Here is a 12604-nt window from a genome sequence, read left to right on the forward strand (position 1 = left end):
GCGGGCCGGCGCCGTCAACGGCGGCTTGGCGCGGACGGACTGGCTGGGTCGCCGCGCCCGACTGAATCACTGCGCCCGGCTGGGTCGCCGCGACCGATCAGCGAACGGCGGGCGGTCGTTCGCGGCCCGGCGGTCGGGCCGGTTCGGGGGGCGGCCGGGCGGGTCCTTCGGACAAGAACAGATTGCACGCGGCGTTTCGACGGGAAGAATGAATCAGTGCCGGAGGAATCCGGTCTTCGTCGCCCCCGCCTGCCGGAGCCTGCCGATGCCGTCCGCCGCTGTTCCCCCCTCCCTGGCGCCGGCCCCTGCAGACGCGACCCGTGCAGACGCCCCCCGCGCCCGGCGGCCCTGGGCGGACCGGGCCGTCGGCGCCCTCGCCGGCGCCGGGCTGTTCGCCGCCGGCGTCACCTTCGCCGACCTCGGTCGGCCGGGGGGCGCGGAGCTCGGCCTGGGCGCCGCGAACGTCGCCCACGCGGAGAGCCTCAACGTGGAGCAGGCCAAGCTGCTCCGCGACGAACTGGACGAGACGCCGGACCGCCCCCTGCTGCTGGGCGGCGAGGCGATCGCCCGCGTCAGCCGGCTGGCCTCCCCCAGCGTGGTGCATATCGAAAGCGTCTACCGGGACGACGACGGCGGGATGGTCGAGGAGACCGGCAGCGGCGTGCTGATCCGGCACCCCCGCTGGGCCGACGTGCAGACCGGGCGGCTGTTCGTCGTCACCAACCGCCACGTCGTCGCCGGCGCCGAGGCCCCGGGCTCCGGCAACGTGGACCTGCGGCTGGCGGACGGCCACACCGTCCGCCCCACCAAGATCTGGACGGATCAGGCCACCGACCTCGCCGTGTTGGAGATCGCCAACCGCGACCTGCCCGCGATCCACTTCGGCAACAGCGACGCGTTGGAAATCGGCCACTTCGTACTGGCCCTCGGCTCGCCGTTCGGGCTGGACCGCAGCGTCACGCTGGGCATCGTCTCCGCGAAGGGCCGCCGCCGGCTGGATCTCGGGACTGAAGACCTCATCAATCAGGACTTCCTCCAGACCGACGCCGCCATCAACCCCGGCAACAGCGGCGGCCCGCTGATCGACCTCCGCGGCCGGCTGGTGGGCATCAACACCGCGATCGCCTCCAGCAGCGGGGGGAGCGAGGGCATCGGCTTCTCCATCCCCTCGAACCTCGTCCGCCGGGTCTTCGACGAACTGCTGACGCACGGCCGGGTGCGGCGGGCCTACCTGGGCGTGCAGTTGGACAGCGGCTTCGACCGCCGCGCCATCGGCACCGTCGGCCTCGACCGGCTGTACGGCGCCCGGGTGCAGATCGTCAAACAGGGCACCCCCGCCGCCGACGCCGGCCTGCGTCGCAACGACGTGGTGCTGCGGTTCGGCACGATCGAGGTGCAGGATTTGGATCACCTGATCAATTTGGTCAGCCTCACCCCGGTCGGCGAGCAGGTCCAGTTGACGGTCCTCCGCGAACGCCGCGAGGTCCCGATGACCCTCGTCCTTGCCGAGCGCCCGGATCCGACGCCGCGGCGCCCGGAACCGACGTCACGGCGGTAGAGCGGCCCACAGTAGTGCGGCTGTAGGGAAGCGGCGGCGTGCGGGCGGCGGGGCGGCAATCGGTCGGCGGGGCGTTTATCGTGCGGGCTCACGTCCGGCCGCCCTTCCGACGACCCGCCACGCCCGCGGGTTCGCGACCGACGCCCCGTGTTCTCTTCCCCGCCGTCCGATGCGCCGTCTGACGTTCGCCCTCGCCGCCCTGCTCGCGGCCGCCTGTTCGGTCCCGAGCCTCGCCGCGGCCGACGCCCCGCCGCTGGTGGACGTCGCCCGCTACGCCTTCGACCGCCCCGCCGACGGCTGGCAGAAGCCCGGGTTCGACGCCTCGGAGTGGCAGGAAGGCCCCGGCGGGTTCGGCACGCCGGGCACCGACGGCGCCCGCGTCGGCACCCGTTGGACCACCGACGAGATCTGGCTGCGGAAGACCTTCGAGCTGAAGGCGCTCCCCGCCAAACCGGCGCTGCTCCTCAGCCATGACGAGGACGCGGAGATCTACCTCAACGGCGAAAAGGTGGCGGAGTTCGACGGCTACGTCACGGAGTACTTCACCGTCCCGCTGTCGCAGAAGGCCGCCGGGGCGCTGAAGGTCGGCGAGAACGTGCTGGCGGTGCATTGCCGGCAGACGAACGGCGGGCAGTTCATCGACGTGCATCTCGTCTCCGCCGACGCCGTTCCGAAGCTGCCGGCCCCGGCCCCGAACACGGAGCCGTTCAAAACGGAACTCATCACGAAGTGGGGCGCCGAGGTCACCCCCGAGAACGCCTGGACCGAATACCCCCGCCCGCAGATGCGGCGGGAACAGTGGACGAACCTGAACGGCCACTGGGACTACGCGATCGCCCCGCTGAAGGCGGGCGCCCCGCCGGAGGAGTACGACGGGGAGATCCTCGTGCCGTACCCGCTGGAGTCGAAGCTCAGCGGCGTGCAACGGCTGCTCAGCCCACAGGAATCCCTCTGGTACCGCCGCACCTTCGAGGCCCCGGCTCGCACCAGCCATCAGAGCGGCGGCATCGGCGGCGGCGTGCACTCCGCCCGCCGTACGCTGCTGCACTTCGAGGCGGTCGACTACCGCTGCGAAGCCTGGGTGAACGGCACGTCCGTGGGCACGCACGTCGGCGGGAACCTGCCGTTCTCCTTCGACGTGACCGACGCCCTGAACGAAGAGGGCGAGAACGAACTGGTCCTCCGCGTGGAGGACGCCACCGGCGACTACCAACTCCGCGGCAAGCAGGCGTTGCAGACCAGCGCCATCTTCTACACCCGCGTCTCCGGCATCTGGGGGACCGTCTGGACCGAGACCGTGCCGGTCCGCTCGATCGAAGACCTTACGATCTCGACCGACGCCGAGGCCGGCACGATCACCGTCGCGGCGGACGTTCGATTCCCGCTTCAGTTCACGAACCCGCTGCTACGGGTGAGGGCTCACGACGGGGACCGGCGGGTCGCCGGATATATCGGCCGTGTGGGCGGCGTCGAGATGGAAATCCTTGACGCCAAACTTTGGACGCCTGATTCCCCGCACCTGTACGACCTAACGGTCGAATTAATGGACGGTCAGGGCAATGTGGTGGACACGGTCTACTCCTACGCCGGCATCCGCGACGTCGGCATGGCGGCCGGACCGGACGGGCACCAACGGTTCACGCTCAACGGGGAGACGGTGTTCCACCTCGGCCCGCTGGATCAGGGGTGGTGGCCGGACGGGCTGCTGACACCGCCCTCGGACGAGGCGATGGTGTGGGAGATCGAATGGCTGAAGTCGGCCGGGTTCAACATGCTCCGCAAGCACATCAAGGTGGAGCCCCGCCGGTACTACTACCACTGCGACCGGCTGGGGATCATGGTCTGGCAGGACCAGGTCAGCGGCTTCCCGAACCCGCCCTGGACCCGGCTCGCGCCGAACCCCAAGGACGCGAACTGGCCCGCCGTCGCCCATGCCCAGTACATGGCGGAACTGGAGGCGATGATTTCCCTGCTGGAGAGTCACCCCAGCATCGTCAGTTGGGTGCCTTTCAACGAGGCCTGGGGCCAGCACCGCACCGTCGAGGTCGGCGACTGGACGAAGCGCCGCGACCCCTCGCGGATCGTGAACGTCGCCAGCGGCGGGAACTGGTGGCCCTCCGGCGACGTGGTCGACTACCACAGCTACCCGGAGCCGGACTTCCGCTTCGGTCAGGACAACGGCCGGTTCGACGGCTACGCCAAGGTGATCGGCGAGTACGGCGGCCACGGCCTCCGGGTCCGCGGGCATGAGTACGACCCGAACATCCGCATCTTTTCCTACGGCGATCTGCCGGAGGACGAGGCGGAGTACCGTCGCCGCTACGCCGGCAGCGCCAAGCGGCTGGTCGACCTGAAGGCCCGCGGCATCGCCGGCGGCGTCTACACCCAAACGACCGACGTCGAGGGCGAGATCAACGGCCTGATGACCTACGACCGCAAGGTGATCAAGATCCCCGCCGAAGACCTCGCCGAACTGCACCGCCCGCTGGTCGAACCGGGCGACGACTGACCCGGGCCCCCTGCAACGCGCTGCACGCCGCTGCAACGCGTTGCAGCGCCGGAACGAACGACCGCCGGGTCCGTTCCCGGGCGCGGCGGTTTGCGTTGCGCGGTCCGAGCGTCGTCAGACGGCGGCTTCACGGCGTTTGCGGGCGTCGCGGAAGCTCTTCACGCACAGGACGAGGAACACGGCGCAGATCACCGCCATCGCCGCCAGGGAGACCATTCCCAGCGTCGAGCCCCCGCCCTTCGCCAGCACCATTCCCAGGCGCCCCGCCCCGGCCAGGAAGCCGAGCAGCCCCACGAGCGCGGCGATGTGCATCGCGATCTTCAACGCCTTCAGGCCGGTGCGGGCGATCAGGCCGCACACGATCAGGACCAAGCCGAACCCGCCGGGGATGAAGGCGGTCGGGCTCTTCACCTCGCTGAGGAGGTAGCCCGCCACGGCGACCGCCACCAAGGCCGCCCCGGCGCCGAGGGCGTAGAACGGGGCCGGATCGGCCGCGGCGACGTTCGGAGCGCCCGGGGCGGCGGCGGGGGCGGGTCGGTCGGCGGCCATCGGGACGATCAGCGGGGAAACAGGGCGATGCGGTGTGCAATCACGCCGCGAACTGTATCGCACACGACCAATGCGGTCACTGCGACCGCCTCGCCGGGCCCGCCGGTCCGGCAGGTCGGGACAGAGGAGTCAAGGCCCCCCTGCGGGGATGGGGGACGGTCGGCGACCAATTTTCGACGGAAACTCGGTGATGAACCCCTATTGCGTGCGGTTCTGGTCTTCGGGGGCCGATTCCGAACTTTCCGTCAAACTTTGTGTCGGAAGTCGGCGTACGTCTCTTCGCGACCGAACGTTCGGTCGCCTGTCTTGCCCACCGCCGACGGCCGCGATCCGGCCCGCGGCGGGCGAGGTTCCGGCGCCGAACGTGCACCGATCGCAAGCCACCCGCCAACGTGGCGGCCCAGGACGCCCCCGCAGACCCGCCCGGCCCTATCCGGTCGGCGGTCCCCTATCTTTCCGCCGAACGGACGCTATGAGCTACTCCATCCCTGAATTGCAGTCCCTGACCGACCACGTCGCCGAAGGCGTCCCCCGCGAGGTGCAACTCGCCTGGGTGCGACGCGCCGAGCGATTGTCGAGTCGGTTGGACCCCGACGCCGCCTACGCCGCCCGCGATCTCCGCCGCTCGTTGGAGGCCTCCACCGACGACACGCCGGCCGCCGCCGAGGCGGACGGCGAAGACACCGTGACCGGCGAGGAAGCCCTCCGCGATCTGCGGCTGTTCGCGGAGAATCTGTCCACCTCCGCGGGCCTCTCCGCGGAGGAGGTGGGCGAACCGGTGCTGACCGTCGACGACATCGCGAAACGGCTGGGCGTCTCCGGCAAAACGGTCGACCGCTGGCGCGACCGCGGGCTGGTCAGCCGCAAGCTGAAGCTGGACGGTCGCCGCCGGGTGGGCTTCCTGCAGAGCACCGTGGACCGGTTCGTCCGCGACCACGCCGAGGAGATCGAACAGGGCCGCAAGACCGTGACCCTGTCCGACGCGGACCGCGGGCGAATTGTCCGCAAGGCCCGCAGTCTGGCCAGCAGCGGGTTCAGCCCGCCGCAGATCGCCAAGCAGCTCTCCGAGGAGTTCGGTCGCAGCCCGGATTCGATCCGCACCCTGCTGCGGGACTTCGAACGGAAGAACCCGGATCGCCCGGTGTTCCGCGTCCGCCCCGGCGATCTGACCCGGGCCGAGAAGGAGGAGATCCTGCGCCGCCGCCGCCGCGGTTGGACGCTGGCCCGGCTGGCGAAGTCGTTCAGCCGCACCAAGCCCACCATCAAGCGGGCCTTGCATGAACTGCGGGCCGAAGAGGTGATGGGCGACCCGCCGGCCTACATGGACTCCCCGGAGTTCCATACGCCGGACGCGGACGCGGTGATCCTCTGCGAGCCGCCGGTGAAGGACAAACCGCACCGCCGCATCCGCGTGCCCAGCGGTCTGCCCCCCTATCTGGCGAGCCTCTACAACTACCCGCTGCTGACCCGCGAGGACGAGCAGTACTGGTTCCGCAAGATGAACTACCTGAAGTTCAAGGCGGCCACGCTGCGGGAAGAGATCGGCGACGCCACGCCCACCGAGGAGCAGCTCGACGACCTCGAGGCCTGGACCCGCGAGGCGATCGACGTCAAGAACTTCCTCACCCGCAGCAACCTGCGGCTGGTCGTCTCCATCGCCAAACGTCACATCAAGCCGGGGGCCAACTTCTTCGAGATGGTCTCCGACGGCAACGTCAGCCTGATGCGGGCGGTCGAGAAGTTCGACTACACCAAGGGCAACAAGTTCAGCACGTACGCCACCTGGGCGATCATGAAGAACTTCGCCCGCAGCATCCCGCAGGAGCACCGCCAGCTGGACCGGTTCCGCACCGGCAAGGAGGAGGTCTTCCAGTTCTCCAAGGAGGAACGGGCCAACCCCTACATGGATGAGCTCACGAACACCCGGCAGCGGAAGGTCATCGGCGACATCCTGATGGAGCTGGACGACCGGGAGCGGGACATCCTCCGCTACCGCTACGGGCTGGAGCAGGGCAGCGAACCTCAGACCCTGGAGCAGGTCGGCAACCGCTTCGGCGTGACGAAGGAGCGCATCCGGCAGCTCGAGGGCCGCGCCCTGAAAAAGTTGAAGAAGCACGCCGAGGGGGCCCACCTGGAAGTGCCGGGCCTGCACGACCGGTAAGAGCTGCGAGCCGTCAGCGGCAGATCACAACGCGGCGGGGGGTGACGTTTGTCACCGCTCGCCGCGTTGGCGTTCCATAAATGCGTTGAACCACGGGTTATAGACCATCAGCGTCAGCACGAAGACGGCCGCGAGGAAGATCCCGGTCGACACGACCAGGAAGGGCGTGCGTGGGTCGTCACCTCCGAGGGCGATCAGGGTGACGCCGACGAGGATCAGCCCCACGAACCACATCAGGACGCACCAGACGATCCGGACGAAGGGCGAACCGCTCCACAACCCGATCATGAGCAGCGCGGTCAGGATCCACCGGACGATCTCCACCAGCGTCGGCCCCCGGCCCGCCTCAATTAGGTTCGAAATCGTCAACAACGGCGGGCCGACCATGAACAGCGTGAGGAGCGACATGATCGCCAAGCCGACGTCCGCCGCCGGGTCCCGGTCCGACGCCGGCCGCTTCCGGCGTTTCGCCCGCCGCGGCTTCTTCTTCGGGTTGGGCTCCCGCGGCGGCGGCGGCGGCGGCGGAGCGGTTTCGTCTTCCCACGCGATGTCGGAGAGGCCCTCGCCCGTCAGCCAACTGTCGGATGAGGGCGCCGGCCTCCGCTTGCGAACCGGCGTCTTTCGAGGCGGACGGCGGAGCGGAGGAGCGTCGCTCGCGTTCTCAGGTGCGGGCCGCGACCTGCGTGACGCCGCCTTCGGCTTGGGCTTCGCTCCGGACGTCCCCGGAGATCGGGCGGACGGCGCGGCGGCGGCCCTCTGTGCCGCAGGCGCCTGCGGTTCTCGGAGCGTTGGGGGCTTCGGGTCGTCGGTCGGCTCAGCGATCGCCTTGAGAGAGACGACGGAATCCGCGGGCGTCACGTCCTCGAACACGACCGCGGGGGCGGCGATCGCCGCGTCGAAGGCTTCGCGGCAGTGTGGGCAGACCGTCCAGCGGCCGGTCCCGGTCGACACGGCGGCGCCGCAGGTCGGGCAGGCGCAATGCGTGAGCATGAACAAGGTCGAGGGGCGAAGCGCTGGGGCGCCGCAAGATAAAGCCGGCGGGTTCGCCCGGCGAGAGGCGACGGGTTCCGGCGAACCCGCACTTGCGGCGGCGTGTCCGCTTGCTAGACTCTCGCCCCGCCCCTGCGGCGTCGGCTTGCCGATGTCACGGGGCGGGCCGTTGCGTGAGGCGCAGCGTGGCATTCACCGCGCTCGTGTAGCTCAACTGGCAGAGCATCGGTTTTGTAAACCGAAGGTTGCGGGTTCGAGTCCCGCCGCGAGCTCTTCGCCCGCGGCGCCCGATCCGGCGACCGACGGCGCGTGAAACGAACGGGGAGCGTACCCGAGTGGTCAAAGGGGCCAGACTGTAAATCTGGTGGCTACGCCTTCGCAGGTTCGAATCCTGCCGCTCCCACTTGCGGGAATGACCAAATCCCAAGCGGCAAGAACCAAAGGACGGGCTCCGCAGGCCCCTTCTTTGGTTCTTGCGTTCTTGGTCCTTGAGATTTCCCGCCGCGCTGCTGCGGGTGTAGCTCAATGGTAGAGCACTAGCCTTCCAAGCTTGTGATGAGGGTTCGATTCCCTTCACCCGCTTCGCCCGCACGCGGGCCGTCCGTCCGGCTCTGACGCCGGCCCCGCCTGCTCCACGGGCGACCGACGGCGTCGCAGCGGGCTGCGGAATGACGATTCCACGGGTTCGCGGGGATTTTCCCCCCGCCGGGCTTTGCCGAATCGATCGGACCCGCAATGATGCCCGCCCGACGACGCACCCGGTCCACCCGGACGTGAATCGTTCGGCCGGTTCGGCCGGAACCGGCTCCCCCGGGAGCCGGCTTCCCAAGAGCCACGCTGCTGTAGCTCAGTGGTAGAGCGCGTCCTTGGTAAGGACGAGGTCATGGGTTCAAATCCCATCAGCAGCTCTCCCCACTCGCGGACCCGATCAGCTGCGACCGATCCCCTGGATCGGTCCGCTGGGGCACGCCGGGCGGGGTTACCGTTTCCACCGCGACCCCCACAGTCCCACCCCCGGCGCGACACGGGCCGCACGGCCGCCGGCGTCCGGCGACAGGCAGGAAGAAGACACCGATGGCCAAGGCCAACTTCGAGCGCACCAAGCCGCACGTAAACGTCGGCACGATCGGTCACATTGACCACGGCAAGTCGACGCTGACCGCTGCGATCGTCAACGTGCAGGCGACCAAGGGCCTCGCGAAGGCGATTCCCTACGCTGACATCACCAAGGGCGGCACCGTCCGCGACGCCTCCAAGACGGTGACGATCGCCGTCTCCCACGTGGAGTACGAGTCCCCGGAGCGCCACTACGCCCACATCGACTGCCCGGGCCACGCGGACTACGTCAAGAACATGATCACCGGGGCGGCCCAGATGGACGGGGCCATCCTCGTCGTCGCCGCCGACGCCGGTCCGATGCCGCAGACCCGCGAGCACATCCTGCTCGCCAAGCAGGTCAACGTGCCGAAGATCGTGGTCTTCCTCAACAAGGTCGACCTGGTCGACGACGAGGAGCTGCTCGATTTGGTCGAGATGGAAGTCCGCGAGCTGCTGGACAAGTACGACTTCCCCGGCGACGACATCCCGCTGGTCAAGGGCAACGCCAAAGCCGCCCTGGAGACCCCGGGCGACGCCGGCGCCAACGCCTGCATCGGCGAGCTGGTCGAGGCCCTCGACAGCTACATCGAGGAGCCGGCCCGTGAGATGGACAAGCCGTTCATGATGGCCATCGAGGACGTGTTCTCGATCGAAGGCCGCGGTACGGTCGTCACCGGCCGGATCGAGTCCGGCGTCGTCAAGGTCGGCGAGAAGGTCGAGATCGTCGGTTTGAAGGACACCCAGACCACGACCGTCACCGGCGTGGAAGCCTTCAATAAGACGATGGATCAGGGCATCGCCGGCGACAACGTCGGCGTGCTGCTCCGCGGCATCGCTAAGGACGCCGTCCAGCGCGGCCAGGTCCTCGCCGCCCCGAAGACCATCAACCCGCACACCAAGTTCGAGGCTGAGGTCTACGTCCTCAGCAAGGACGAAGGCGGCCGGAAGACCCCGTTCTTCTCCGGCTACAAGCCCCAGTTCTACTTCCGGACCACCGACGTGACCGGCGGCGTGAACCTGCTCGGCGGCGCCGAGATGTGCATGCCCGGCGACAACGTCAACCTCGAAGTCGAGATGGAGAAGCCGGTCGCCATTCACAACGGCTCCCGCTTCGCCATTCGCGAGGGTGGCAAGACCGTCGGTTCCGGCATCGTGACCAAGATCGTGGCGTAGTTTCTCTGCAAGGTGCCCCGCCCGCTTCGCGATTCCTCGCGGGGCGGGCGAACCTGCGTTTCGTCCCCCGCGTCTTTCCGGCGCTCCCCAACAACACGGCGTCCCTGACGATGGCCCGCGAATACGTCTGGCTGAAGTGCACCGAATCCGGCGAGCGGAACTACCGCGTCTCCAAGGAGATGCGCGGCACCGACCGGCTTGAGCTGCTGAAGTACTGTCCGAAGCTGCGCAAGCACACGATTCACAAAGAAGACCGCAAGAAGTAGCCGTTAGCCGTCCTCTTCAAGAGGGCGGCTAATCGAACGAGCGTAGCTCAATTGGTAGAGCAGCGGATTCCAAATCCGCAGGTTGGGGGTTCGAGTCCCTCCGCTCGTGCTCCTTCCCGTCCCCTCTCCGGCGGCCGGCCTTTCAGGCCTCGGGCTGTTTTGGTTAGGGATGTCCCCCCCTCCACGTCGCGTCGAGGTCGCAAGACGCGTCCCTCGACCGCTGATCCTCCTCGTACCGGGCTCCCCCGGCGAACGGACTTCGCATGTCCCGGCAACAGGCGTCCGGCTCCATTTGGTCCGAACTGCTCGCAGCCGGTCTGTACAAGCGGAACCAGGGCCGCATCGTGCGGCAGGCGACCGCCGCGGCGGTCGGGCTGGTCGTGTTCATCGGCTGCTACGTGCTCGCCCAGGGTCGGCTCGCCGAGTATGACGAGCCGATTCGGTACGGCGTCCCCGCGGTGCTGCTGGCCGCCGGCTGCTGGTTCGCGTTCCGGCTGGTCAACTACCCGCGGTTCGCGGACTTCCTGATCTCCGTCGAGGCGGAGATGGCGAAGGTCTCCTGGCCGACGTGGCCCGAGGTGCTGCGGGCGAGCCTGGTGGTGATCGCGATCATGTTCCTGCTCGCCGGGGTGCTGTTCTTCTACGACATGGTCTGGGGTTGGCTGTTCGAGGCGCTGGGCGTGCTGCGTTTGCAGAACGCCGCCCCCGTCGAGTGACCGCCCCGTCCGCCGCGGCCGGGCGGTCCCCGGAAAACCCGCTGCGGTGGCTTGAAGTTTCAGGACGGCCCGGCCATCCTGCACGACCCGACCGGTCGCCACGGCGGCCGGTCGTTCGCATTCTCGGCGTCCGCCGCCCCCGGTTCCGTCCGGATTCGCCCGAAGCCGGTCGATCCGTTCCCGCCGGCCGAATTGCGGGACGCCCCTTCTCCCTCTCGCGGTCCCATGACCGACCCCGCTGCGTCCGCCGACCTTGACGACGCGACGTCCGCCCAGGACGCCGCGGTCGACGACGCCGTCACCGACTCCGGCGCGGCGGACGCCTCCTCCGAGGACGCCCCGCGGGAAGGGGGCGAGACGCCCGAAGAGGCCCCGAAGCGGAAGTTCCCCGCCCCGGAGGAGCAGTCCACCGTCGACGAGCTCGGCTACGAGTGGTTCGTGCTGAAGGTCACCTCGAACCGCGAGAAGACCGTCAAGAAGACGCTGGAGAAGCGGATTCGCCGCGAAGGTCTGGAAGAGGACTTCGGCGAGATCGTCATCCCCACCCAGAAGGTCGTGGACCCCAAGGGCGGTAAGAAGCGGGTGATCGAGCAGAAGCTCTTTCCCGGCTACATGATGATCCAGATGAAGTTGAACGACGACAGCTGGTACCTCGTCCGTGACACCACCGGCGTCGGCGGCTTCACGGGCTCCAGCGGTTCGTTCACCAGCGCTGACGACCGCCCCGCCGCGATGCGGGCGGACGAGGTCGACCGCATGCTCGGCAAGGTCGAGGAAGCGGCGGACGAGGAGGCCGAACCGGCGAAGGTCCAGATCGACCTGCCGATCGGCGAGACGGTCAAGATCAAGGAGGGCCCCTTCGAAACCTTCGAGGGCACCGTCGAGGCGATCGACGAGTTGCACGGCAAGGTGACGGTGCTGATCGAGATCTTCGGCAGCCCCCGGCCGACCGAGTTCGAGTACTGGCAGGTCGAAAAGGTTTAAGGAACGCTTCAATCTCCAAGAAGACAAGAACCAAACGCGGTTCACAACAGCCTTTTTGGTTCTTGATTTCTTGTCTCTTGGAATTTCAGTCAGATGGCTAAAAAGCAACTCGTCACCACCATCAAGGTCCAGGTCAAGGGTGGGCAGGCCACGCCGGCGCCGCCGGTCGGCACCGCCCTGGGTCCGCACGGCGTGAACATCGGGCAGTTCGTCCAGCAGTTCAACGAGCAGACCCGCGACATGGCCGGCACCACGGTGCCGGTGGTCATCTCCGTCTACAACGATCGGACCTTCGAGTTCGTCGTCAAGAGCCCGCCGGCCCCGGTGTTGCTCAAGCAGGCCGCGGGCGTCGCCAAGGGCGCCGGCAACCCGCTGAAGAACAAGGTCGGCTCCGTCACCGACGCGCAGGTGGAGGAGATCGCCAAGACCAAGATGGAAGACCTCAACGCCGGCTCGCTGGAGCAGGCCAAGAAGACGATCGCCGGCACCGCCCGCAGCATGGGGATCACCGTCGTCGGCTGATCGGGTCCCCAGGACCCGTCGCCGACCTCGCCCCGCATCCCCCCGCACGCCGCTCCCAGTAACGCTCGAAACGTACCG

10 protein-coding genes and 5 tRNA genes are annotated in these 12604 nt (G+C 68.5%); 13 read left to right on the forward strand and 2 right to left on the reverse strand.

What is annotated here, in order from left to right; translation table 11 throughout:
* Window positions 1-265: 265 nt before the first annotated feature.
* Together CA12_RS08585 and CA12_RS08590 are read left to right on the forward strand one after the other, a co-directional pair.
* A complete protein-coding gene (locus CA12_RS08585; protein ID WP_165700637.1) occupies window positions 266-1558 on the forward strand; it encodes a S1C family serine protease in 1293 nt (430 codons plus the stop codon).
* Between the two features lie 169 nt (window positions 1559-1727).
* Complete coding sequence (locus tag CA12_RS08590) at window positions 1728-4067, forward strand: glycoside hydrolase family 2 protein (RefSeq protein WP_145358561.1); 2340 nt, start codon at window positions 1728-1730, stop codon at window positions 4065-4067.
* Window positions 4068-4181: 114 nt separating this feature from the next.
* On the opposite strand, the gene CA12_RS08595 is transcribed toward CA12_RS08590, so the two are convergent.
* Window positions 4182-4616, reverse strand: a complete 435-nt coding sequence (locus tag CA12_RS08595) for a hypothetical protein (protein ID WP_145358562.1) — start codon at window positions 4614-4616, stop codon at window positions 4182-4184.
* Between the two features lie 472 nt (window positions 4617-5088).
* On the opposite strand from CA12_RS08595, the gene CA12_RS08600 reads away from it, so the two are divergent.
* Window positions 5089-6777: a sigma-70 family RNA polymerase sigma factor gene (locus CA12_RS08600; protein WP_145358563.1), complete on the forward strand. Its 1689-nt coding sequence runs from the start codon at window positions 5089-5091 to the stop codon at window positions 6775-6777.
* Between the two features lie 51 nt (window positions 6778-6828).
* Here the strand turns inward: CA12_RS08600 and CA12_RS08605 are convergent, their stop codons facing one another.
* Entirely contained in the window at window positions 6829-7767 is a 939-nt protein-coding gene (locus CA12_RS08605; protein ID WP_145358564.1) for a hypothetical protein, read from the reverse strand.
* Window positions 7768-7966: 199 nt separating this feature from the next.
* Between CA12_RS08605 and CA12_RS08610 the strand changes: the two genes are divergently transcribed.
* The 10 genes from CA12_RS08610 (at window position 7967) to rplK (ending at window position 12526) form a co-directional block, all read left to right on the forward strand.
* Window positions 7967-8039, forward strand: a tRNA-Thr gene (locus CA12_RS08610).
* Window positions 8040-8088: 49 nt separating this feature from the next.
* Window positions 8089-8170 (forward strand) — tRNA-Tyr (locus tag CA12_RS08615).
* Between the two features lie 108 nt (window positions 8171-8278).
* Window positions 8279-8349 (forward strand) — tRNA-Gly (locus tag CA12_RS08620).
* 254 nt (window positions 8350-8603) lie between these two features.
* Window positions 8604-8675: transfer RNA gene (locus CA12_RS08625), tRNA-Thr, on the forward strand.
* A 166-nt stretch (window positions 8676-8841) separates the two neighbouring features.
* On the forward strand, window positions 8842-10038 hold the full coding sequence (gene tuf / locus CA12_RS08630; protein ID WP_145358565.1) for an elongation factor Tu: 1197 nt from the start codon (window positions 8842-8844) through the stop codon (window positions 10036-10038).
* Window positions 10039-10148: 110 nt separating this feature from the next.
* Window positions 10149-10304, forward strand: a complete 156-nt coding sequence (rpmG, locus tag CA12_RS08635; RefSeq protein ID WP_145358566.1) for a 50S ribosomal protein L33 — start codon at window positions 10149-10151, stop codon at window positions 10302-10304.
* A 36-nt stretch (window positions 10305-10340) separates the two neighbouring features.
* A tRNA-Trp gene (locus CA12_RS08640) sits at window positions 10341-10413 on the forward strand.
* 154 nt (window positions 10414-10567) lie between these two features.
* On the forward strand, window positions 10568-11020 hold the full coding sequence (gene secE / locus CA12_RS08645) for a preprotein translocase subunit SecE (protein WP_145358567.1): 453 nt from the start codon (window positions 10568-10570) through the stop codon (window positions 11018-11020).
* Window positions 11021-11245: 225 nt separating this feature from the next.
* Window positions 11246-12004, forward strand: a complete 759-nt coding sequence (gene nusG, locus CA12_RS08650) for a transcription termination/antitermination protein NusG (RefSeq protein WP_145358568.1) — start codon at window positions 11246-11248, stop codon at window positions 12002-12004.
* A 93-nt stretch (window positions 12005-12097) separates the two neighbouring features.
* Complete coding sequence (gene rplK / locus CA12_RS08655; RefSeq protein WP_145358569.1) at window positions 12098-12526, forward strand: 50S ribosomal protein L11; 429 nt, start codon at window positions 12098-12100, stop codon at window positions 12524-12526.
* Window positions 12527-12604: the final 78 nt, after the last annotated feature.

Origin of the sequence: Alienimonas californiensis (assembly GCF_007743815.1) — a bacterium.
Taxonomy (GTDB): domain Bacteria; phylum Planctomycetota; class Planctomycetia; order Planctomycetales; family Planctomycetaceae; genus Alienimonas; species Alienimonas californiensis.

What these genes read in the sequence shown, in the direction of transcription:
- CA12_RS08585 (WP_165700637.1), top strand. Translation starts at nt 266, where the DNA reads ATGCCGTCCGCCGCTGTTCCCCCCTCCCTGGCGCCGGCCCCTGCAGAC.
- CA12_RS08590 (WP_145358561.1), top strand. Translation starts at nt 1,728, where the DNA reads ATGCGCCGTCTGACGTTCGCCCTCGCCGCCCTGCTCGCGGCCGCCTGT.
- CA12_RS08595 (WP_145358562.1), bottom strand. Translation starts at nt 4,616, where the DNA reads ATGGCCGCCGACCGACCCGCCCCCGCCGCCGCCCCGGGCGCTCCGAAC.
- CA12_RS08600 (WP_145358563.1), top strand. Translation starts at nt 5,089, where the DNA reads ATGAGCTACTCCATCCCTGAATTGCAGTCCCTGACCGACCACGTCGCC.
- CA12_RS08605 (WP_145358564.1), bottom strand. Translation starts at nt 7,767, where the DNA reads ATGCTCACGCATTGCGCCTGCCCGACCTGCGGCGCCGCCGTGTCGACC.
- tuf (WP_145358565.1), top strand. Translation starts at nt 8,842, where the DNA reads ATGGCCAAGGCCAACTTCGAGCGCACCAAGCCGCACGTAAACGTCGGC.
- rpmG (WP_145358566.1), top strand. Translation starts at nt 10,149, where the DNA reads ATGGCCCGCGAATACGTCTGGCTGAAGTGCACCGAATCCGGCGAGCGG.
- secE (WP_145358567.1), top strand. Translation starts at nt 10,568, where the DNA reads ATGTCCCGGCAACAGGCGTCCGGCTCCATTTGGTCCGAACTGCTCGCA.
- nusG (WP_145358568.1), top strand. Translation starts at nt 11,246, where the DNA reads ATGACCGACCCCGCTGCGTCCGCCGACCTTGACGACGCGACGTCCGCC.
- rplK (WP_145358569.1), top strand. Translation starts at nt 12,098, where the DNA reads ATGGCTAAAAAGCAACTCGTCACCACCATCAAGGTCCAGGTCAAGGGT.